General features: G+C 71.5%; 17 protein-coding genes and 1 pseudogene. 8 read left to right on the top strand and 10 right to left on the bottom strand.

Translation table 11 applies throughout. The features are described 5' to 3' along the window. Positions 1-145 precede the first annotated feature (145 nt). Positions 146-1,399 (bottom strand): beta-ketoacyl-ACP synthase 3, encoded by a 1,254-nt coding sequence (locus ACZ45E_RS23745; protein WP_468223614.1) that lies wholly within the window; start codon positions 1,397-1,399, stop codon positions 146-148. Between the two features lie 666 nt (positions 1,400-2,065). Here ACZ45E_RS23745 and ACZ45E_RS23740 point away from each other — a divergent pair. Together ACZ45E_RS23740 and ACZ45E_RS23735 are read left to right on the top strand one after the other, a co-directional pair. Continuing rightward, positions 2,066-3,532 carry an AlkA N-terminal domain-containing protein gene (locus ACZ45E_RS23740; protein WP_468223665.1) on the top strand — a complete coding sequence of 489 codons (1,467 nt, stop codon included), beginning with the start codon at positions 2,066-2,068 and terminating at the stop codon, positions 3,530-3,532. A 13-nt stretch (positions 3,533-3,545) separates the two neighbouring features. Beyond that, a complete protein-coding gene (locus ACZ45E_RS23735) occupies positions 3,546-4,034 on the top strand; it encodes a methylated-DNA--[protein]-cysteine S-methyltransferase (protein WP_468223612.1) in 489 nt (162 codons plus the stop codon). A gap of 27 nt (positions 4,035-4,061) precedes the next feature. Here ACZ45E_RS23735 and uriT read toward each other — a convergent pair whose 3' ends face one another. After that, complete coding sequence (gene uriT, locus ACZ45E_RS23730) at positions 4,062-5,504, bottom strand: uridine transporter UriT (protein WP_468223609.1); 1,443 nt, start codon at positions 5,502-5,504, stop codon at positions 4,062-4,064. Next, positions 5,501-6,449: pseudogene (gene uriH, locus ACZ45E_RS23725) on the bottom strand (uridine-preferring nucleoside hydrolase UriH). The gene uriT and the pseudogene uriH overlap by 4 nt, the downstream one beginning before the upstream one ends. 286 nt (positions 6,450-6,735) lie before the next feature. On the opposite strand from uriH, the gene ACZ45E_RS23720 reads away from it, so the two are divergent. After that, positions 6,736-7,887 carry a glycerate kinase family protein gene (locus ACZ45E_RS23720; protein ID WP_468223608.1) on the top strand — a complete coding sequence of 384 codons (1,152 nt, stop codon included), beginning with the start codon at positions 6,736-6,738 and terminating at the stop codon, positions 7,885-7,887. Between the two features lie 243 nt (positions 7,888-8,130). Here ACZ45E_RS23720 and ACZ45E_RS23715 read toward each other — a convergent pair whose 3' ends face one another. After that, positions 8,131-9,327, bottom strand: a complete 1,197-nt coding sequence (locus ACZ45E_RS23715; RefSeq protein WP_468223607.1) for a PucR family transcriptional regulator — start codon at positions 9,325-9,327, stop codon at positions 8,131-8,133. A gap of 224 nt (positions 9,328-9,551) precedes the next feature. On the opposite strand from ACZ45E_RS23715, the gene ACZ45E_RS23710 reads away from it, so the two are divergent. The 5 genes from ACZ45E_RS23710 to ACZ45E_RS23690 are packed head-to-tail and all read left to right on the top strand — an operon-like array spanning position 9,552 to position 14,460. Further along, positions 9,552-10,373, top strand: a complete 822-nt coding sequence (locus ACZ45E_RS23710) for an ABC transporter ATP-binding protein (RefSeq protein WP_468223605.1) — start codon at positions 9,552-9,554, stop codon at positions 10,371-10,373. Beyond that, complete coding sequence (locus ACZ45E_RS23705; RefSeq protein WP_468223603.1) at positions 10,370-11,188, top strand: ABC transporter ATP-binding protein; 819 nt, start codon at positions 10,370-10,372, stop codon at positions 11,186-11,188. The genes ACZ45E_RS23710 and ACZ45E_RS23705 overlap by 4 nt, the downstream gene beginning before the upstream one ends. Next, positions 11,185-12,075: a branched-chain amino acid ABC transporter permease gene (locus tag ACZ45E_RS23700; RefSeq protein ID WP_468223601.1), complete on the top strand. Its 891-nt coding sequence runs from the start codon at positions 11,185-11,187 to the stop codon at positions 12,073-12,075. The genes ACZ45E_RS23705 and ACZ45E_RS23700 overlap by 4 nt, the downstream gene beginning before the upstream one ends. Further along, positions 12,068-13,186, top strand: a complete 1,119-nt coding sequence (locus ACZ45E_RS23695; RefSeq protein ID WP_468223599.1) for a branched-chain amino acid ABC transporter permease — start codon at positions 12,068-12,070, stop codon at positions 13,184-13,186. Before ACZ45E_RS23700 ends, ACZ45E_RS23695 begins: the two co-directional genes overlap by 8 nt. Next, positions 13,183-14,460, top strand: coding sequence for an ABC transporter substrate-binding protein (locus ACZ45E_RS23690; protein WP_468223598.1), 1,278 nt, complete (start codon positions 13,183-13,185; stop codon positions 14,458-14,460). The genes ACZ45E_RS23695 and ACZ45E_RS23690 overlap by 4 nt, the downstream gene beginning before the upstream one ends. A 325-nt stretch (positions 14,461-14,785) precedes the next feature. Here the strand turns inward: ACZ45E_RS23690 and pssA are convergent, their stop codons facing one another. The 6 genes from pssA to ACZ45E_RS23660 form a co-directional block, all read right to left on the bottom strand. Further along, positions 14,786-15,562 (bottom strand): CDP-diacylglycerol--serine O-phosphatidyltransferase, encoded by a 777-nt coding sequence (gene pssA, locus ACZ45E_RS23685; RefSeq protein ID WP_468223662.1) that lies wholly within the window; start codon positions 15,560-15,562, stop codon positions 14,786-14,788. Positions 15,563-15,626: 64 nt separating this feature from the next. Next, positions 15,627-16,283, bottom strand: coding sequence for a phosphatidylserine decarboxylase (locus ACZ45E_RS23680; protein WP_468223596.1), 657 nt, complete (start codon positions 16,281-16,283; stop codon positions 15,627-15,629). Positions 16,284-16,467: 184 nt separating this feature from the next. After that, complete coding sequence (locus tag ACZ45E_RS23675) at positions 16,468-17,673, bottom strand: acyl-CoA dehydrogenase family protein (protein ID WP_468223593.1); 1,206 nt, start codon at positions 17,671-17,673, stop codon at positions 16,468-16,470. Between the two features lie 2 nt (positions 17,674-17,675). After that, entirely contained in the window at positions 17,676-18,188 is a 513-nt protein-coding gene (locus ACZ45E_RS23670) for a MaoC family dehydratase (protein ID WP_468223591.1), read from the bottom strand. 4 nt (positions 18,189-18,192) lie between these two features. Further along, positions 18,193-19,155 carry an HpcH/HpaI aldolase/citrate lyase family protein gene (locus ACZ45E_RS23665; RefSeq protein ID WP_468223588.1) on the bottom strand — a complete coding sequence of 321 codons (963 nt, stop codon included), beginning with the start codon at positions 19,153-19,155 and terminating at the stop codon, positions 18,193-18,195. Further along, complete coding sequence (locus tag ACZ45E_RS23660) at positions 19,152-21,200, bottom strand: protein meaA (protein WP_468223587.1); 2,049 nt, start codon at positions 21,198-21,200, stop codon at positions 19,152-19,154. The genes ACZ45E_RS23665 and ACZ45E_RS23660 overlap by 4 nt, the downstream gene beginning before the upstream one ends. Between the last annotated feature and the right edge of the window lie 10 nt (positions 21,201-21,210).

Genomic DNA, 21,210 nt, shown 5'->3' with positions numbered 1-21,210 from the left:
CCGGGGTGTGTGGCTCGGTGGTGTGGCTCGCGGATGGGCCAGGTGTGGCACGGGGTCCGCGCGGCGGGCTCTGCGCTGCGGAAGCCCTGTTGAGGTGTCAGAGGCCGGCGGTGGCGGGCGCTGTCGGTGCCGGGGTTGTGCCGACCTACGTTGTGGCTGTGCTGGCCGTTGCCGGGGTTGTGCCGACCGGCGTCGTGGCTGTATTGGCCGCTGCCGCGGTTGTGTTGACCGGCGTTGTGGCTGTGTCGGCCGGTTCCGTGGTCGTGTTGACCGGCGTCGCGGCTGTGTCGACCGGTGCCGCCGCTGTGCCGACCGGCATTGCGGTTGTGTCGACCGGCGTCACCGCGGGCAGGTCCGGCCAGAGCAGTGTGGCGGAGGCCCAGGTCAGGCCCGCGCCGAAGGAGGTCAGCAACACCCGCTCCCCGACGGCCAGTTCACCGCGGGACGCGGCGTCGGCGAGAGCCAGTGGCAGGGACGCGGCGCCGGTGTTGCCGACCCGCTCGATATTGCTGACCTGCCGGGCGGCGGGCAGTCGCAGCCGCTCGCCGACCGCGTCGAGGATCCGGGCGTTGGCCTGGTGGGCGACGAACCGGTCCACGTCGTCCCCGGTCCAGCCGGTGCGGGCGAGCACCCGCCGCGACGACTCGGCCATCCGGACCACCGCGTGCTGGTACACGGCACGGCCGGCCATCCGGAAGTGCCGGTCGCCCGGGGCGCGGCGAAGGGGTTCGCCGGTTCCGGCGGGTCCGGCGGCGGCGCGTTCGGCCGCGCCGCCGCCGGGGACCTGGATCAACTCGTGCCCGCTGCCGTCGCTGCCGAGGTCGAAGGCGAGCAGGCTGCCCGGCTCGCCGTACGTGCCACGGCGCAGCAGCACGGCGCCCGCGCCGTCGGCGAAGACGACACCGGCGGAACGGTCCGCGGGGTCCACGAGCGTCGAGTAGACCTCGGCGGCGACCAGCAGCACCCGCCGTGCGTGCCCGGCGACGAGGGCGCCCGCCGCCGTGGCCAGGCCGTAGCCGAAGCCGCTGCACGCCGCCGCGACGTCCCAGGCGGCCACCGGTCCGAGGCCGAGCCGGGTCGCGAGGTGCGGCGCCATCGCGGGCATCGGCCGGTCCGGCGTCGAGGTGGCCACGAGGACGGTGTCCGGCTCGGGGCCGTCCAGGGCGCCCAGTACCCGTTCGGCGGCCTCGAACGCCAGGTCGCCGGTGCTGACCCCGGCCCCGGCCCAGTGGCGGGTGGCGATGCCGGTACGGCGCCGTACCCAGGCGTCGTCGACGCCCCAGGCGGCCGGAAGCTCGGCGTTCGAGACCCGGCGCGGCGGCACACAGCCCGCGAGCCCCTCAAGAACTGCGGCCGTGCGGCCGGAAGAAGCCCCTGCGGGTCGGTCGGCTACGGGCACTCGAACCTCGCTCTGTTCCTGGTGGCGGCCCGCGTGCGGCCGTCGGGGAAACGAATCAGCAGCACGACTGTAGGCACAGGAAAGGCCACCAGAAACCAGTCATATGGTCCCAACAGCGCGGCTCATTTGTTGTGTTGGCCCATTCCTCGCAGGTCAGGGGCGCGCGTTGTGCGCGGGGGGCGGGCGGACCCCATCCGCGCGCCCCTCTCGTGTCACCCGGAGGGGTGTGCGCCCCCCCGCGTGGCGAGCCGCGGCCCGCGCGCCGACCGAACGGCGCACCGCCGGGTCCGTACGGGTTGAGCGCCCCGGGGTGGACGAACGCCCCGTGCCTCAGGCGGAGTTCCGTCACCTCGGCGGCGGGTGGTGCGGGTGGTGCGGGTGAACAGGCCGTTCCCGGTGGCGCGGCCGGATCGAAGTGGGTGGCCGCCCGCATCGTGTCCGCCCTGCGCACCACCGAAGCCCCGGCACCAAAGCCCCACCCCCGCCGCCCCCGAAGCCCCGGCCCCGCCCCCGAAGCCCCTGGAACCCCCGAAGCCCCCGAAGGGGACGTCGAGGGCGGCTGACATCCATGTCGGATTCTCGCCAGCCGACCCGCTCACCATGGCCGATCCTTGAGCCATGCCCACCGACAAGGCACCCACCGAGACGGTTCGAGGAACCGCCGCCATGCACACCGACACCGAGCGGTGCGTACGCGCGATGCAGGCCAAGGACACCCGGTTCGACGGGGTCTTCTTCACCGCCGTGGTGACGACCCGCATCTACTGCCGCCCCGGCTGTCCGGTCGTGCCGCCCAAACCCCGGAACATGGTGTTCTACCCGAGCGCCGCCGCCTGCCAGCAAGCCGGGTTCCGAGCCTGCAAGCGCTGCCGACCCGACACCAGCCCCGGCTCCCCGGAGTGGAACCAGCGCGCCGACCTCACCGCCCGCGCCATGCGGCTCATCGCCGACGGGACCGTGGACCGCGAAGGCGTCCCCGGGCTCGCCCGCCGCCTCGGCTACAGCGCGCGCCAGATCGAGCGGCAGCTGCTCGCCGAGCTCGGCGCGGGACCGCTCGCGCTCGCCCGCGCCCAGCGCGCCCAGACCGCGCGGCTGCTCATCGAGACCACCGGGCTCCCCATGGCCGACATCGCGTTCGCCGCCGGGTTCGCCTCGATCCGCGCCTTCAACGACACCGTCCGCGAGGTCTTCGCCCTCGCCCCGGGCGAACTGCGCGCGCGAGCCCCCGAGGGCCTGCCGAGCGCGCCCGGCGCGATCACGCTCCGGCTGCCGTTCCGCGCGCCCCTCAACCCCGACAACCTCTTCGGGCACCTCGCGGCGACCGCCGTACCGGGCGTCGAGGAGTGGCGCGACGGCGCGTACCGACGCACGCTGCGCCTCCCCTACGGCCACGGCGTCGTGGCCCTGACGCCCGGCGCCCAGCACATCGGCTGCCGTCTGGTCCTCACCGACCAGCGTGATCTGACCGTCGCCATCAGCCGCTGCCGCCGCCTGCTGGACCTCGACGCCGACCCGGTCGCCGTGGACGCCCGGCTCCGCACCGACCCGCTGCTCGCGCCCCTCGTCGACAAAGCGCCGGGCCGCCGGGTGCCGCGCACCGTCGACGAGGCCGAGTTCGCCGTCCGGGCCGTGCTCGGGCAGCAGGTCTCCACCGCTGCCGCCCGCACCCACGCCGCCCGCCTCGTACGGGCCCACGGCGAACAGGTCGACGACCCCGAAGGCGGCCTCACCCACCTCTTCCCGTCACCGGCCGCGCTGGCCCGGCTCGACCCCGAGTCGCTTGCCCTGCCGCGCAGCCGCCGCACCACACTCACCACACTCGTACGCCGACTCGCCGACGGAGCACTGACGTTGGGCCCCGAAACCGCCTGGGACGAGGCGCGCGCCCGGCTCGCCGAACTGCCCGGCTTCGGCCCCTGGACCATCGAGGCCATCGCGATGCGCGCCCTCGGCGACCCCGACGCCTTCCTCCCCACCGACCTCGGGATGCGGCGCGCCGCACGGGGGTTGGGGATCCCGCACACCCCGGCAGCCCTCACCGCGCGCGCCGCGGCCTGGCGACCCTGGCGGGCCTACGCCGTCCAGTACCTGTGGGCCACCGAAAGCCACCCCATCAACTTCCTTCCCGCGTAAGGGGCGTAGGACCATGGAACCCAAGCGGCACACCGTCATCGACAGCCCGTACGGCCTGCTCACCCTCGTCGCCACCGGCGGGGCCCTGTCCGGCCTCTACATGACCGAGCAGCGCCACCGCCCCGCCGAGGAGACGTTCGGCGCGCGCGACGAACGCCCCTTCGGTGACGTCATCGACCAGCTGGAGACCTACTTCCAGGGGCAGTTGAAGGAGTTCGACCTCCCCCTCGCCCTGCACGGCACGCCCTTCCAGCGCGCCGTCTGGCAGCAGCTCCAGCGGATCCCGTACGGCGAGACCCGTACCTACGGCGAGCTCGCGGCGGCGCTCGGCAACCCGGCCGCCTCCCGCGCCGTGGGCCTCGCCAACGGCAAGAACCCCGTCGGCGTCATCGTGCCCTGCCACCGCGTCGTCGGCGCGGGCGGCGGCCTCACCGGGTACGGCGGCGGCCTGGAACGCAAGCGCCGCCTGCTCGACCTCGAACGCGGCACGGCCCTGTTCTAAGCCCCGTCGTCACCCCCCAAAAAACACCTAGACGCCGTCCTCCGCGTCCACCGGCTTCGGGATGAGCAGCGAGGCGAAGAGGGCCGCCACGATCAGGACCAGACCCGCCACGACCCCGGCGCTGTAGCCGCCGACGGACGACCCGTCGGCGGGGGCGACCGCGTCCATCACCGCGTAGAGGACGACGAAGCTGAGCCCCGCGCCCAGGTTGAAACAGCCCGCGTTGAGGCCCGGCAGGAAGCCCGGGTTCTCCTTGGGGGAGAGCAGGATGCCGAGGCCGTTGAGCATGATGTTGACCGTGCCCGCGTAGGTCGCGCCGAGGAGGATCGAGACCGCGAGGAGCAGGCCCGAGGAGTCCGTCTGCAGGGTCAGCAGGGCGAGTACGGTCGCGACCGCCGTGGCGGTGAGGCCGATGCGCAGCACGCGGCCGTAACCGAAGGACGCCGCGAGCCGCCCCGCGAGGGGGCCCATGGCGAGGCCCGCGAGCGCGTACGGCGTCAGCGTCCACCAGGTGGCGCCCTCGGCGCCGAGGCCGAGGCCCACCGCGGTGTCCTGGGCGAAGCCGGGCAGCAGCCCGTTCATGATGGCGAAGACGCCGGTCATCGTCAGCATCGTCGACAGCAGGATCGACCAGGTGGCACGCCGCTTCAGCAGATGCGTCGTGACCAGCGGGTGCGCGGCCCTGTTCTCCATGCGCCAGAACGCCCAGAAGGCGAGCGCCGCGACGACCAGCAGGCCGATGGTGAGCGGCCAGTTCGCGTCGGCCAGCTTGCCCGCCTCGTTGAAGGCGATCAGCAGCGCGCCGACGGAGACGACCAGGAGTGCGACGCCCGGCCAGTCCATGCGCGGACGCTCGGCCGCGCGCGAGTCGGGCGCCAGGAACCGTACGAGCAGCGCGGCGAGAGCCGCGAAGCCGGTCATGACCCAGAAGATCGAGGCGTAGCCGTGGTGCTCGGCCAGCGAGCCGCCCGCGAACGAGTCGACGCCCGCGATGCCGCCGTTGACCGCGGTGACCAGGCCGAGCAGTGTGCCGTACCGCTTCGGGTCCGGGACCTCGACGCGCAGCATGATCAGCGCGAGCGGGATGGTGGGGCCGGAGGCGCCCTGGACGACACGGCCGACGGCGAGCGTCCCGACGGAGCCGGCGAGCGCGGAGATCACACAGCCGACGGCCATCAGGACCATCATCCCGGTGAGCACCTTGCGCCGGCCGATCAGGTCGCCGAGGCGCGGCAGGAACAGCGAGAACAGTGCGGCGGCCGTGAAGAAGGCCGTCTGGGTGACGCCGACGGCGGAGGCGGTGGTGTGCAGCTCGGCCGCCATCGTGGTCAGCGCGGGGCTGAGCATCGACGCGTTGAGCTGGAAGGCGAAGCTGGCCGCGAGGAGCGCGACCATCAGGGCGCCGACCCTGACCGGGCGGCCCGTGCGGGACTCCTCGGCCGGGGCGTGGGGGGAGGCGGCTCCGCTCATGCTGCCGGGTCTCCGATGCGTACGAGGGCGTCTACGACGAGGTCCCAGAAGCGCCCGTGGTCCAGGTCGACGGCGACCTGGGTGTGGCAGTCGGCCGGCGCGGGGGGAGCGCAGGTCTGTCACTGTCATGCCGAGCGTGAGCGTGCCGCGCAGCTCGATGTCGACGGGCGCCTTGCGTACGGTCATGACGCCCGGGTCGATCACGTACGCGACGGCGCACGGGTCGTGCACGGGCGGGTGCTCGAAGCCCTGGTTCTCGCGGTACGCCTCGCGGAAGAACTCCAGGAGTTCGAGGACGAACGCGGCGGGCTTCGTGCCGACGGCCGCGATCTTCTTCTCCACCTCGGGCGTCGCGAGCGCCTGATGGGTGAGGTCGAGGCCGACCATCGTGACCGGCCACTTCTCGTTGAAGACGATGTGGGCGGCCTCGGGGTCGATGACGATGTTGAACTCGGCGACCGGGCTCCAGTTGCCCTCGTGGAAACCGCCGCCCATCAGCACGACCTCGCGGACGCGCTCCGCGATCCGGGGCTCCTTGCGCACGGCCAGGGCGATGTTGGTCAGGCCGGCCGTCGGCACGATCGTGATCTCGCCCGGCTCGTGCGCCATCACCGTGTCGATGATGAGGTCGACGGCGTGCCGCGGGTCGAGCTCGGTGGTCGCCTCGGCCAGCGCGGGCCCGTCGAGACCGGTCTCGCCGTGGATGTCCGCCGCGGTCTCGATGGGGCGGACCAGGGGGCGGGCGCAGCCGGCCGCGAAGGGGACCCCGGTGATGCCGGCGATCGCGGCCACCGACAGGGCGTTGCGGGTCACCTTCTCCAGGGTCTGGTTCCCGACGACGGTGGTCACGGCGACCAGGTCGATGTCGGGGTTGCCGTGCGCGAGAAGCATGGCGACCGCGTCGTCGTGCCCCGGGTCGCAGTCGAGAATGATCTTCCTGGCCAACGGAATGAGCCCCTTCGCTCCGGAGCACCGTCGCTCCGGCTGGAAAAACTGTCCATGGAAAGCTCACCTGCCGCCCCACCCGTTGTCAACGCGCGTAGATGACCAATTCGCGGTGGTCCGACTCGTGCGGACCTCCAAAGCGGAGGTGAACCTTCCGGTAGATCCTAGGCGCCGCCCGGCATCCCGTGGAGCGGACAGCCATGGGCAGCGGGCCCCTCCTGCGGTTAAGGTCGCAGCGGCGCGACTGCCTTGACGCGAGCAAGGCCCGAACAGCAAGGGGAGCAAGGTGGCGGACGCTGCACAGGCCGCGCGGCACGTGTTGATCGCGGCGGACAAGTTCAAGGGGTCGCTCACCGCGGTGCAGGTCGCCCAGCGGGTGACCGCGGGACTGCGCCGGGCCGCGCCCGACGTCGAGATCGCCTCCGTACCGGTCGCGGACGGCGGCGACGGAACGGTCGCCGCGGCGGTCGCCGCCGGCTTCGAGCGCCGCGAGGTGCGGGTGACCGGGCCGCTCGGCGAACCGGTGACCGCCGCGTACGCGCTGCGCGAGGGCACGGCGGTCGTGGAGATGGCGGAGGCGTCGGGCCTCCAGCTCCTGCCCGAGGGCGTCTTCGCCCCCCTCACCTCGACGACGTACGGCTCCGGTGAGGTCATCGCCGCCGCGCTCGACGCCGGGGCCCGCTCCATCGTCTTCGGCGTCGGCGGCAGCGCCACGACCGACGGCGGCGCCGGCATGCTGGCCGCGCTCGGCGCCCGCTTCCTCGACGCGGCGGGCGCACCCGTCGGGCCCGGCGGCGGCGCTCTCGCCGCGCTGGCCTCCGCCGACCTGTCCGGCCTCGACGCCCGCCTCGCCGACGTCGAGATCGTCCTCGCCAGCGACGTCGACAACCCGCTCACCGGGCCCAAGGGCGCGCCCGCCGTCTACGGCCCGCAGAAGGGCGCGAGCCCCGAGGACGTGGCCGAACTGGACGCCGCGCTCGCCCACTTCGCGAAGATCCTCGGCGAGTCCGTCGGCCCGAAGGCCCTGGAGCACGCCGCGGCACCGGGCGCGGGCGCCGCGGGCGGCATCGGCTACGGGGCCCTGGTCGGCCTCGGCGCGAGCTTCCGGCCCGGCATCGAGGTCATGCTCGACGTCCTCGGCTTCGGGCCCGCGCTCCAGGGGGCCACCCTCGTGATCACCGGTGAGGGCTCCCTCGACGAACAGACGCTGCACGGCAAGGCCCCCGCCGGGGTCGCCGCCGCCGCGCGCGCCGCGGGCGTCGAGGTCATCGCGGTCTGCGGCCGGCTGGCCCTCGACCCCGCGGCGCTCGGCCGCGCGGGGATCCGGCGTGCGTACGCCCTGACGGACGTGGAGCCGGACGTGGCCCGCTGCATCGCCGAGGCGGGGCCCATTTTGGAGGACGTGGCGGAGCGGATCGGGGTGGACTTCCTGACCTGAGCGGGTGCGTTCTCGCGCCGCTGGGGTTGGTGGTCGTCGCCGGGTGCGGGTCGCGTCGTGGCTGGTCGCGCAGTTCCCCGCGCCCCTGAGATGCGCACTGCGTGCGCCATCTCAGAGGGCGCGGGCGTGCGCCCTCATGGGGCTGCGGCGAAGCCGCATGCTCCAGGGGCGCGGGGAACTGCGCGAGAAGCCCCACCGGCCCGCAGCCGGACGGAGCCCCCCCCCGCGGCGAGCCGGGACCCCTCACCCCGGCGACAGCCGATACGCGTCCAGCGCCAGCGTCATCTCCATCAGGTCCCGGGGCCGCGACAACGACCGCGAGGTCAGCTGTTCCAGCCGCCGCAACCGGTTGAAGACCGTGTTGCGGTGGCAGTACAGGCGACCGGCCGCCCGCCCGGCGGACCCCTCGCAGGCCAGCCACGCGTCCAGCGTCTCCAGCAGCACGGCCCGGTCACCCGGTTCCAGGGCGAGCAGTTCGCCGAAGACCCCCGCCACCAGGCGCTGTGCCAGATCCGGCTGGCTGACCACGAGCGCCGTCGGCATGCGCTGGTCGAGGCGTACGACACCGGTCGTCTCCGGCGGGCAGGTGCGCAGGGCGAGTTCGGCCAGGCGGCGCGCGTGCCCCAGCTCGGTGAGGCCGGTGACGACCGGGCTGAGCCCACCGGGCCCCGGGCAGCGCCCGTCGAGCAGCGCCGCCAGTTCGTCGAGCGTCCGGCCCGCGCCGAGCGCGACCACGCCCACCTCGCAGTCCGCCCGCATCCGCCAGACGAACCGGAACCCCGGGTCCTGGATCCGCCGGTGGAACGCCTCCCGCCCGTCCCGCCGCTCCGCCCGCAGCACCACGACCGTGTACGGGCCGTGCTCCGGCAGATCGAGCCCGGCCGCCGCCCGCGCCGCGAGGCCCGGCGCGGGGCGGCCCTCCAGGAGCGCGTCGAGCAGGGCCTGCATCTGCTCGTCGGTGCGGCGCCGCAGCTCCAGCTCCGTCGCCCGGTACGCCTCCGACGCCGCCTCGGCCTGCGCGTCCACCGCCGCCCACACCATCGTCGCCGACCGCATCAGCGCGGAGAGCCGGTCGGGTTCGCCGCCCGCGCTCTCCATCAGGGCGTCCCACACGAGGTAACCCGCGTTGCGGTAGGCGTGCACGAGCAGATCGAGGGGGAGGCCCTGCCCGGCGCGGCGCCGGCCCGCCTCCTCCGCGTACGCCAGATCCCTGCGCGGTGACTCGCGGCGTGCCGAGATGGTCTCGATGCCGATCCGCATCGCCTCCTCGGCCTCCCGCCACTGGACGTCGTACGGCAGCACCCGCGCGTACACGTCGGAGAAGGCGAACAATTGCCGCAGATGCTCGTCGACCAGCTCGGGCACCCGCTCCAGCAGCGTCGTGCACGCCTCCTTCAGCAGCTTCCAGTCCTGCCCGGTGCGATGCCTGCGTCCACCCATCGCCCCTCCCAACAGCCCGTAAAGCGACGGCAAAGGACTCTTTCGCTTGTGCGGAGGATGTCATCCCGCGCCCGTCCCCGGCAGGCCCCTGACACGGGGTCTTGTGCGCGCGCACAACCGAGGCGGGCGGGCGCTGGGCCCACGCAGCGATTCCGCGGCCGCCCGTGGACGGGCCGCCCGCACGGTGCTGTCGTGAGCGCCACCGGTCCAGGAAGGGACACAGAGTGACCGATGCACAAGGGGAGGGCCTCGCCGTCGACGACGTGTCGGTCGGCTACGGCCCCGTACGCGCCCTGCGCGGTGTGACGATCGAGGTGCCCCGCGGCGCCGTCGTCACCGTGCTCGGCGGCAACGGCGCGGGCAAGACGACGCTGCTGCGCGCCGTCTCGCGCACGCTGGGATTTCACGGTGGGACGGTCACCTCCGGCGAGGTGCGGTTCGGCGGGCGCCGGACCAGCGGGCTCTCCGCCGACCGCGTCGTGGCCGCGGGGATCTGCCAAGTACCGGAAGGGCGAAGGGTGTTCGCCCGGATGACCGTCGCCGACAATCTGCGGGCCGGCGCGCTCGGCTCGACCGGGTCGCGCGCCGACAAGGCGGCGGCGCTGCGCCGCGTCCACGAGCTGTTCCCGGTCCTCGCGGAGCGGGCGGGGCAGCGCGCCGGGCTGCTGTCCGGCGGTGAGCAGCAGATGCTGGCGGTCGCCCGCGCCCTGATGGCGGGCCCGCGCCTGCTCCTGCTCGACGAGCCCTCGCTCGGCCTCGCCCCGCTGATGGCGGCCCGCATCGCCGACACGATCCGCGAGATCAACGCCCAGGGCGTCTCCGTCCTCCTCGTCGAGCAGAACGCGGCCCTCGCGCTGCGTCTCGCCTCGTACGCGTACGTCCTGGAGGTCGGCGAGATCACCCTGCACGGCCCCGCGGACGAACTGGCGGACTCCGACGAGGTGCGCCGCCGCTACCTGGGCGTCGTCGACGAGACAGCCGCCGAGGACGCCTCCGGCGGCGCCTCGCACGCACCGGTGCTGCGCCGCTGGGGAGGTGCCCGATGACCGCCGCGACCGCCACCCACGTACTGCCGCTGACAGTGCGGGACCTGACCGTACGGTTCGCCGGGCTCACCGCTCTCGACGCCATCAGCCTCACCGTCGAACCCGGCACGGTGCACGCCGTCATCGGGCCCAACGGCGCGGGCAAGTCGACCTGCTTCAACGTGCTGTCCGGCGTCTACCGGGCCACCTCGGGCAGCGTCCACCTCGGTGAACGGGAGCTCACCGGGCTGCCCCCGCACCGGATCGCCGGGCTCGGCGTGGCCCGCATCTTCCAGAACCTCGCCCTGCCGCCGCGCACCACGGTCGCCGACAGCCTGCTGCTCGGCCGCCACCGGCTGACCCGCACCGGCTTCCTCGCCGCCGGACTGCGCCTGCCCTCCGCAGTCCATGAGGAGCGGCTGCACCGCGAACGGGTGCGGGAGATAGCGGAGTTCGTCGGCATCGGCGACCAACTCGACACACCGACCGGCGCGTTGCCCTACGGCCAGCAGAAACTCGCCGAACTCGCCCGCGCCCTGTGCATGGAACCGAGCGTCCTGCTGCTCGACGAACCCGTCGCCGGAATGACCGCGGACGAGCGGCGCCGCACCTCCGCCGTCATCGCGGGCGTCCGCGACAGCCTCGGCATCTCCATCGTCCTCGTCGAACACGACATGGGAGTCGTCATGCGCCTCGCCGACGAGGTCACGGTCCTCGACTTCGGCCGCCGGATCGCCGGCGGGCCACCGGACCGCGTCCAGAACGACCCGGCGGTCGTCCAGGCATACCTGGGCGCGCCCGCCGAAGGCGACACGAACGGGGAGGCCTCCGCGTGACCACGTTCCTCGAACTCCTCCTCAACGGCATCTCGATGGGCTCCGTGTACGCGCTCATCGCCCTCGGCTTCGTCGTCATCTTCCGCGCCACCGAAGTGGTCAACTTCGCCCACGCCTCCCTGCTGCTCGCCGGCGGCTACGTCACCGCCTCGCTCCACGACGACATCGGCTTCTGGGCCGCGCTCGGCGTCGGCATCGCCGCGGCCGCGGTCGTCGGCGCCGCCGTGGAGTTCCTCGTGATGCGCCGCTACCGCGGGCACGACCACAGCGTCCTCGCCATCGTCACCATCGGCGTCGACATCCTGCTCACCACCGAACTCACCCGGCGCCTGGGCACCGACGTGCTCTCGATGGGCGACCCGTGGGGCGACTCCGTCCTCACCGTCGGCGGGGTCTCGGTCGCGCACACCCGGATCGCCGCGTTCGTCACCGCGGCCCTGCTCATCGCCGGCTTCCTGATCGTCTTCCGCTTCACGTCCTGGGGCGTCGCGATGCGCGCGGCCGCGGAGAGCAGCGAGACGGCCGCGCTGATGGGCGTACGGCTCGGCAGGGTCTCGCTCGGCGCCTGGGCCGTGGCCGGCGGGCTCGCCGCCGTCGCCGCGCTCTTCCTCTGCGTGTTCCCGACGCCCGGCCTGGAACGGGCCACCTCCCTCGCCGCGCTGAAGGCGTTCCCCGCCGCCATCCTCGGCGGGCTCGACTCCACCACGGGCGCGCTCGTCGGCGGCCTCGTGGTCGGTGTCACGGAGTCCCTCGCCACCGGCTACCAGAGCGAGCTCGCCTTCATGGGCCGGGGGCTCGGCGACCTCGCGCCCTACCTCGTGATGACCGTGATTCTCCTGCTGCGGCCCTCGGGGCTCTTCGGCACGAAGGAGCTCGCCCGTGTCTGACACCCTCGCCGCCACGAAGGCCACGGACCCCCCGACGCCTCGGACCCCCACCCGGACGCTGCTCACCCGCCGCCGCACCTACGCCGCGGCCGTCTGCGGGCTGCTGCTGCTCGCCCTGCCGTTCTACCTCGACCGGTTCTGGCTCCAGGCGGGCCTGTTCGCCATGGCCGCCGCGATCGGCGCCATCGGACTCAACCTCCTCACCGGCGCCACCGGGCAGCTCTCCATGGGCCACGCCTTCTTCCTCGCCGTCGGCGCCTACGGATACTGCGTCTTCGCGGGGGAGCGCGGCGAGGACCTCAACGGGCTCGGGCTGCCGCCGTGGCTCGCCGCCGTCCTCGCGGTGGCCGTCGCCGGGGTCGCGGGCGGCCTCTTCAGCCCCATCGCGGGCCGCCTCCAGGGCGCGTACCTCGGCATCGCGACGCTCGCCCTCATCTTCATCGGGCAGCACGTCCTGTTCAACGCCGAGGGCCTGACCGGGGGCGCCAACGGGCGCGACGTACCCGCCATGAGCCTGTTCGGGCTCACCTTCGACGACCAGGCGCTCACCGTCGCGGGCGTGCCGTTCGGCTCCGCCGAGAAACTCTGGTACTTGGGGCTGCTGCTCACGCTCGGCGGCGGCCTGTTCGCCCGCGGGGTGCTGCGCGGGCGGCCGGGCCGCGCCATGAACGCCATCCGCGACCACCGCATCGCCGCCGGCGTCCTCGGCGTGCCCGTGGCCCGCTACCGCGGCGCCGTCTTCGTCCTCTCGTCGATGTACGCGGGCCTCGCGGGCGTGCTGCTCGCGCTCGTCTTCCAGCGCACCGTGCCCGACTACTTCGGCATCACGCTCTCCCTGGAGTACCTCGCCATGATCGTCATCGGCGGGCTCGGGTCCGTGGCGGGCGCGGTCGTGGGCGCCGCGTTCGTCTCGCTGCTGCCCCAGATCCTCACCCGCTACAGCGACGCCCTGCCGCTCGTCTCCGCCCCCGGCACCGGAGGCGTCGCACCCGGCGAGGCATCCCGCTACCTCTACGGCGCCGCCGTCGTGGCGGTGGTCCTTTTCCTTCCGGGCGGCCTTGTGCAGCTTGCCGCCCGGCGTGTTCGGAAACACCCTCAGGAGGAGTCATGATCGCCCGTACTGGCCGCACTCGCACGCTCACGGTGACCGCCGTGGCCGCGCTGCTCGCGCTGACCGCCGCGTGCAGCTCCAAGGCCGAGGACGGGGGAGGGGACGACGACAAACAGAGCGCGGACGGGATAAAGACCGGCAAGGGCATCTCGGGCAAGACGATCGACCTCGGCGTCCTCACCGACATGACCGGCGTGTACGCGACACTCGGCAAGAGCGTCACGCAGGCTCAGCAGCTCTATGTGAAGCAGGTCAACGCCGACGGCGGGATCTGCGGTTACCAGCTGAAACTCACCGTCCGCGACCACGGCTACGACCCGCAGAAGGCCGTCGCCGGATACACCGAGCTCGCGCCCAAGGTGCTGGGGTTCACCCAGTTCATCGGGTCGCCGTTCGTCGCCGCCGTCGAGAAGCGCATCACCGACCAGGACAAGGCCCTCGTCCTGCCGCAGGCATGGTCGTCGAATCTGCTCGGCAGCCCCTATGTGCGGATCATCGGATCGACGTACGACATCGAGACGATCAACGCGATCGACTTCCTGTTGAAGGAGAAGGGGCTGAAGAAGGGCGACAAGCTCGGCCACGTCTACTTCGAGGGCGACTACGGCGAGAGCGCGCTCAAGGGCTCGAAGTTCATGGCCGAGGAGGCCGGGCTGACCGTCGTGGAGCAGAAGATCAAGCCGACCGACAACGACATGACGGCCCAGGTCGCCGCCCTGAAGAAGGCCGGCGTCAAGGGCATCGTGATCAGTGCGGGACCGCGCCAGGCGGCCTCGCTGGTCGGAGTCGCCGCCGCCGCGAAGCTGAACGTGCCGGTCATCGGCAACAACTCGGCGTACTCCCCGCAGCTCCTCGGCACCCAGGCGGCCCCGGCCCTGCTCGCCAACTACTACGTCGCGTCCCCGTCGCTGCCCATCGGCGCGGACACCCCGGAGGCCAAGAAGCTCGTCGCCGACTACAAGAAGGCGTACCCGAAGGACGGCCTCGACAACGGCGTCGTCGCCGGCTGGACCGCGGCCGGTGTCTTCGGCGAGGCCCTGAAGAAGGCGTGCGAGAACAAGGACCTCACCCGTGAGGGCGTCGACAAGGGCCTGCTCTCCCTGAGCGGCTACGACATGGGCTTCGGCGTCGACCAGGACTTCACCGACCCCAAGGCCCCGTCCTCCCACAAGTCGGTGATCCTGCGGCCCGACAAGACGGCCGTGGGCGGCCTGAAGGTGGTCCGCGCCCCGGGTGAGTCGACGGAGGCGAAGACCTACACCCCGACCAACTGACCGATACCACCCCGATGGGCCCGAGCCACCAGCCCGGGCCCATCGCTCTGCCCCGCCACGACGGCCGGGACCCGCCGTTCCCGGGCCGGCTGGGCCCCGCCAGGGGCGCGAGGAACGGCGCGCCCAGCCACGACGAACGCGCACCCGCCGTAGTCCGGATGCCCCCGGCGCCGAGGCGCCCCAGGGGCGCGGGGAACGGCGCGCCCAGCCACAACGAACCGGCACCCGCAGGCGGACAGACGCCCCCACGGCGCCAAGGCGCAAAAGGGATGGGCCCGAGCCAAATGGCTCGGGCCCATCCCTCACAGGTTCCGCCGGGCCACGGCTACGGCTGGGCCCGCGCCTCACGCCGGTTGTCCCGGAAGTTGTTCACCCGTCGCGCCGTCGCGAACAGGGGGATCACCGCGCCGAGGACGAGCTGCAGCGCACAGCCGGTCTGGAGCAGGAGCTGCCCGCCGGGGGCGTCGAACGCCCAGGCGGCCAGCAGACCCATGCTGAGCACGATCCACGAGAGCATCGCGACCGCGAGGCGCCCCCGCGGCTTCGGGTACTCGACACGGCTCACCATCAGCCACGCGGTGCCGATGATCGCCAGCAGCGTCGCCACGAACGGCAGCTCGAGCAGCACGATCGAGACGACGGTCAGCGCGCCGAAGGGAGACGGCATGCCCTGGAAGGTGCCGTCCTTGACGGTGACGCACGAGAACCGCGCAAGCCGCAGCACCACCGCCAGCAGCACCACGATGGCCCCCACCGCCGCGACTCTCTGGTGCGCGTCATTGGCGACCATGCCGTAGACGAGCACGAAGTACGCGGGCGCGAGGCCGAAGCTGATCAGGTCCGAGAGGTTGTCCAGCTCGGCGCCCATGGGCGAGGAGCGCAGCTTGCGGGCGACCAGACCGTCGAACAGGTCGAAGATCGCGGCGGCGAGCATGAGGATCACCGCGGTGGCGGCGCTGCTGCGGGCCATGCCCGAGTCGTTGCTGCCCTGGATGTGCGGGATCAGGATGCCGGTCGTCGTGAAGTAGACCGCCATGAAGCCGCACGTGGCGTTGCCGAGGGTCAGGGTGTCCGCTATCGACAGGCGCAGTGAGAGCGGCATCTCCTCCGCGTCGTCCGTCACCGCGTTGTCCGGCACGGACGCCCAGCCCGCCTGGGTCTCGGGGTCAGTCACGGTCAAGTCGAGTCACCCCTGCCACCGTCTTCTGGCCGACCTCCACGTCGATCTCCACGCCCTCCGGGAGGTAGATGTCGACGCGCGAACCGAAGCGGATCAGACCGATGCGCTCGCCCTGCTCGACCTTGGTGCCCCGGGGGATGTACGGCACGATGCGGCGGGCGACGGCGCCGGCGATCTGGATCATCTCGATGTCACCGAGGTCGGTGTCGAAGTGCCAGACGACGCGCTCGTTGTTCTCGCTCTCCTTGTTGAACGCCGGGACGTAACCGCCCGGGATGTGTTCGACGGAGGTCACGGTGCCGGCCAGGGGGGCGCGGTTGACGTGGACGTTCAGCGGGCTCATGAAGATCGCGACGCGGGTGCGGCCGTCCTTCCACGGCATGATGCTCTGCACCACACCGTCTGCCGGGGAGATGACCCGGCCCTGGGCGATCTCGCGCTCGGGGTCGCGGAAGAACCACAGCATCCCGGCCGCCAGAGCGGTGGCCGGGACGGCGAGTGCTGCCGCGTTCTTCGAACGACGCGATCGGGCCAGGCTCAGGGCAGCCGTGGCAACGGTCGGGAGAAGCCACGGCGATGCTCCGCGCGCAAGGCGACCACCGAGGAAGCCGTCGCGAGGTGCAGAGGTTTGGCTGTGGGGCATGGATGACCTTCGTAGCGGATGAGGCCGCGCTGGTTACGGGGGGACGGCGGCTTTTCCGAGGAATGCTATCGGTTGCGAGCCGCAACTGGGCAAGCCAGGAAGCCGAGTCGGCGGCCGAAGAGTGTTGACGGGGTGTGATCTTCCATGCGAAGAAAACACCCCGAAATAGGACATCTCGCCAGGCTCAGCCCTGGAATCGATACTCTTCGAGCAGTCGACGACCAATGATCATTTTCTGGATTTCGGCGGTACCTTCACCGATCAACAGCATGGGCGCCTCACGGTACAGGCGCTCGATCTCGTACTCCTTGGAGAACCCGTATCCACCGTGGATCCGGAACGCGTCCTCCACGACTTCTTTGCAGTATTCGGAGGCCAGGTACTTGGCCATTCCCGCTTCGAGGTCGTTTCGTTCCCCCGAGTCCTTTTTGCGTGCCGCGTTCACCATCATCGCATGCGCGGCCTCGACCTTGGTGGCCATCTCCGCCAGCTTGAACTGGATCGCCTGGTGCTGGGCGATGGGCTTGCCGAAAGTGTGACGTTGCTGGGCATAGGAGACGCCGAGTTCGAAAGCACGCTGCGCGACACCGCAGCCACGCGCCGCCACATTGACCCGGCCGACCTCCACGCCGTCCATCATTTGGTAAAACCCTCGGCCGGTCTGCCCGCCTAGTACACAATTGGCCGGAATGCGCAGGCCATCCATGATCAATTCGGTGGTGTCGACCCCCTTGTAACCCATCTTGTCGATCTTCCCGGGAATGGTGAGGCCAGGTCGGACCTCGCCGAAACCGGGCTCCTTCTCCACCAGGAAGGTCGTCATCGACTTGTGCGGGGCCGTGCCCTCGGGATGACCTTCATCACTGCGCGTGAGAACCGCCACAAGTGTTGACGTGCCGCCGTTGGTCAGCCACATCTTCTGACCGTTCAGGACGTACTTGTCGCCGTCCTTGACCGCCTTCGACGAGATCGCCGACACGTCCGAGCCGAGCGCGGGCTCCGACATCGAGAACGCGCCGCGCACCTCACCCAGCGCCATCCGCGGCAGGAAGTGGTCCCGCTGCTCCTGGGTGCCGTGCTGCTTGAGCATGTACGCCACGATGAAGTGGGTGTTGATGATGCCGGAGACCGACATCCAGCCCCGCGCGATCTCCTCCACGCACAGCGCGTACGTGAGCAGCGACTCGCCAAGACCCCCGTACTCCTCGGGGATCATGAGCCCGAACAGGCCCAACTCCTTGAGCCCGTCGACGATCTCCTGCGGATACTCGTCGCGGTGCTCGAGCTCGGTGGCGACCGGGATGATCTCCTTGTCGACGAAGTCCCGTACCGTGGACAGGATTTCCTGCTGGACGTCGGTGAGACCGGCGGTCCGGGCGAGTCGCGCCATGGCTACTTCTCCTGCTCCTTGAGCTGGGGGCGGCCGGGCTGCTCGCCGCCGCGCTCCTTGATGTAGGTCTCGGTCGGCACCATCACCTTGCGGCGGAAGACGCAGACGAGCGTGCCGTCCTGCTTGTAGCCCTTGGTCTCCACGTGGACGATGCCGCGGTCCGACTTGGACCTGGACGGTGTCTTGTCGAGGACCGTCGTCTCGCCGTAGATGGTGTCGCCGTGGAAGGTCGGTGCCACGTGCTTGAGCGACTCGACCTCCAGGTTGGCGATCGCCTTGCCGGAGACGTCCGGCACCGACATGCCCAGCAGCAGGGAGTAGATGTAGTTGCCGACGACGACGTTCTTGCCGAAGTCGGTCGTCCTCTCCGCGTAGTTGCTGTCCATGTGGAGCGGGTGGTGGTTCATCGTCAGCAGACAGAAGAGGTGGTCGTCGTACTCGGTGACCGTCTTCCCCGGCCAGTGCTTGTAGACGTCCCCGACGGTGAACTCTTCGTAAGTGCGGCCGAATTGCATGGTCCTACGCCTCCGGGGCCTCGAACGTGGACGTGCGGCGCATGCCGGCCGCGCGGCCCTTACCGGAGATGACGAGCGCCATCTTCCGGCTCGCCTCGTCGATCATCTCGTCGCCGAGCATCGCCGAGCCCTTCTTGCCGCCCGCCTCGGACGTGCAGTACTCGTACGCGTCCAGGATCAGCTCGGCGTGGTCGTAGTCCTCCTGCGAGGGCGAGAAGACCTCGTTGGCCGCCTCGACCTGGCCGGGGTGCAGCACCCACTTGCCGTCGAAGCCGAGGGCGGCGGCGCGGCCCGCGACCTCGCGGAAGCCGTCCACGTTCTTGATCTGGAGGTAGGGGCCGTCGATCGCCTGGAGGTCGTTGGCGCGGGCCGCCATCAGGATCTTCATCAGGATGTAGTGGTACGCGTCGGCGCCGTAGCCGGGCGGCTGCTCGCCGACGACCAGGGACTTCATGTTGATGGAGGCCATGAAGTCGGCCGGGCCGAAGATGATCGTCTCGATGCGCGGGGACGCCTGCGCGATCGCGTTCACGTTGTTCAGGCCTTGCGCGTTCTCGATCTGCGCCTCGATGCCGATCTTGCCGACCTCGAAGCCCATCGTCTTCTCGATCTGCGTGAGCAGCAGATCGAGGGCGACGACCTGGTCGGCACTCTGCACCTTCGGCAGCATGATGCAGTCCAGGTTCTGGCCCGCGCCCTCGACGACCGTCACGACGTCCCGGTACGTCCACTCGGTCGTCCAGTCGTTGACGCGCACGACCCGTGTCTTGCCCGTCCAGTCGCCCTCGTTGAGGAACTTGACGATGGTGTGCCGGGCGTCCGGCTTCGCGAGCGGCGCGCAGGCGTCCTCCAGGTCGAGGAAGACCTGGTCGGCCGCGAGGCCCTGGGCCTTCTCCAGGAAGCGCGGGTTCGAGCCGGGCACGGCCAGACACGAGCGGCGCGGGCGAAGGCGGTTGACCTGAGTCATGCGGGGACCTCCAGTGGGTCGAGCTTGTTCGCTAGCCGGATCTCGTCGACGATACGGCCGATGATCTCCGTGATGCCGAAGTCCTTGGGGGTGAAGACGGCGGCGACACCCGCCCGCTTCAGCTCCTCGGCGTCGGCGCCCGGGATGATGCCGCCGACGATCACGGGGATGTCGGGGGCGCCCGCCTCACGCAGGCGGGTGAGGACGTCCGGCACCAGCTCGGCGTGCGACCCGGAGAGGATCGACAGGCCGACGCAGTGCACGTCCTCGGCCAGTGCGGCGGAGACGATCTGTTCGGGGGTGAGCCGGATGCCCTGGTAGACCACCTCGAACCCGGCGTCGCGGGCCCGTACGGCGATCTGCTCGGCGCCGTTGGAGTGGCCGTCGAGGCCGGGCTTGCCGACGAGCAGGCGCAGCTTGCCGCCGAGCTCGTCCCCGGTGCGCCGGACCTTCTCGCGGACCAGCGCCAGCGGTGTGCCCTCCTCGGCGGTCACCGCGACCGGCGCGGAGGAGACCCCGGTGGGCGCCCGGAACTCGCCGAACACCTCGCGCAGTGCCTCGGACCACTCGCCGGTCGTGACGCCGGCGCGGGCGCATTCGAGGGTGGCCTCCATGAGGTTCTCGGTGCCGGCGGCCGCCTCCTTCAGGCGCTCCAGGGCCTGCCCGGTGGTCGGGTAGTGGAACGGGTCGCCCAGGCCCTGCCGGTCGCTCGACTCCTGACGCGTGGTGCGCCACTCGCCGATGGCCCGCACGACCCGCGCCTCCACCTGGTGGTCGACCGTCATGATCGCGGCGTCCAGGTCGGCGGTGAGCGGGTTCGGCTCGGTCGACTCGTAGATGTTGACGCCGACGATCTTCTCCTCGCCGCCCTCGATCCGGGCCCGGCGCTCGGCGTGCGAGGAGACGAGCTGCGACTTGAGGTAGCCGGACTCGACGGCGGCCATCGCGCCGCCCATCTCCTGGATCCGCTCGATCTCGGCGAGGGACTCGGTGACCAGCGCGTCGACCTTCTTCTCGACCACGTGCGAGCCCGCGAAGATGTCCTCGTACTCCAGCAGGTCGCTCTCGTGGGCGAGGACCTGCTGGATGCGCAGCGACCACTGCTGGTCCCAGGGCCGGGGCAGGCCCAACGCCTCGTTCCAGGCGGGGAGTTGGACGGCGCGGGCGCGGGCGTCCTTGGAGAGCGTGACAGCCAGCATCTCCAGCACGATCCGCTGGACGTTGTTCTCCGGCTGCGCCTCGGTCAGGCCGAGCGAGTTGACCTGCACGCCGTACCGGAAGCGGCGCTGCTTCGCGTTCTCGATGCCGTACCGCTCGCGCGTGATCTGGTCCCAGATCCGCCCGAACGCCCGCATCTTGCACATCTCCTCGATGAAGCGGACGCCCGCGTTCACGAAGAAGGAGATGCGGGCCACGACGTCCCCGAACTTCTCGGCGGGGACCTGCCCCGAGTCGCGTACGGCATCGAGAACGGCGACGGCGGTGGACATCGCGTAGGCGATCTCCTGGACCGGTGTGGCCCCCGCCTCCTGGAGGTGGTACGAGCAGATGTTGATCGGGTTCCACTTGGGGATGTGGGAGACCGTGTAGGCGATCATGTCGGTCGTCAGGCGGAGGGAGGGGCCCGGCGGGAAGACGTGCGTCCCGCGGGACAGGTACTCCTTGACGATGTCGTTCTGCGTCGTGCCCTGGAGCGCCGCGATGTCGAGGCCCTGCTCCTCGGCGACGACCTGGTAGAGCGCCAGAAGCCACATGGCGGTGGCGTTGATGGTCATCGAGGTGTTCATCTGGTCCAGGGGGATGTCCTGGAACAGGCGCCGCATGTCACCGAGGTGCGAGACCGGCACGCCGACCCGGCCGACCTCGCCGCGGGCGAGGACGTGGTCCGGGTCGTAGCCCGTCTGGGTCGGCAGGTCGAAGGCGACCGAAAGACCCGTCTGGCCCTTGGCGAGGTTGCGCCGGTACAGCTCGTTGGACGCCTCGGCCGTGGAGTGACCGGCGTAGGTGCGCATCAACCACGGCCGGTCCTTCTGACGCTCAGTCATCAGCGGTTGC

The organism is Streptomyces sp. NPDC030991 (assembly GCF_055571235.1).
This window is presented reverse-complemented; position numbering and strand designations above follow the sequence as displayed.

Coding starts and splice junctions, on each gene's coding strand:
- ACZ45E_RS23705 (WP_468223603.1), top strand. CDS start 10,370: ATGACCGCCGCGACCGCCACCCACGTACTGCCGCTGACAGTGCGGGAC.
- ACZ45E_RS23680 (WP_468223596.1), bottom strand. CDS start 16,283: ATGCCCCACAGCCAAACCTCTGCACCTCGCGACGGCTTCCTCGGTGGT.
- ACZ45E_RS23670 (WP_468223591.1), bottom strand. CDS start 18,188: ATGCAATTCGGCCGCACTTACGAAGAGTTCACCGTCGGGGACGTCTAC.
- ACZ45E_RS23660 (WP_468223587.1), bottom strand. CDS start 21,200: ATGACTGAGCGTCAGAAGGACCGGCCGTGGTTGATGCGCACCTACGCC.
- uriT (WP_468223609.1), bottom strand. CDS start 5,504: ATGAGCGGAGCCGCCTCCCCCCACGCCCCGGCCGAGGAGTCCCGCACG.
- ACZ45E_RS23665 (WP_468223588.1), bottom strand. CDS start 19,155: ATGACTCAGGTCAACCGCCTTCGCCCGCGCCGCTCGTGTCTGGCCGTG.
- ACZ45E_RS23715 (WP_468223607.1), bottom strand. CDS start 9,327: ATGGGTGGACGCAGGCATCGCACCGGGCAGGACTGGAAGCTGCTGAAG.
- ACZ45E_RS23675 (WP_468223593.1), bottom strand. CDS start 17,673: ATGGCGCGACTCGCCCGGACCGCCGGTCTCACCGACGTCCAGCAGGAA.
- pssA (WP_468223662.1), bottom strand. CDS start 15,562: ATGCCGCTCTCACTGCGCCTGTCGATAGCGGACACCCTGACCCTCGGC.
- ACZ45E_RS23690 (WP_468223598.1), top strand. CDS start 13,183: ATGATCGCCCGTACTGGCCGCACTCGCACGCTCACGGTGACCGCCGTG.
- ACZ45E_RS23735 (WP_468223612.1), top strand. CDS start 3,546: ATGGAACCCAAGCGGCACACCGTCATCGACAGCCCGTACGGCCTGCTC.
- ACZ45E_RS23740 (WP_468223665.1), top strand. CDS start 2,066: ATGCACACCGACACCGAGCGGTGCGTACGCGCGATGCAGGCCAAGGAC.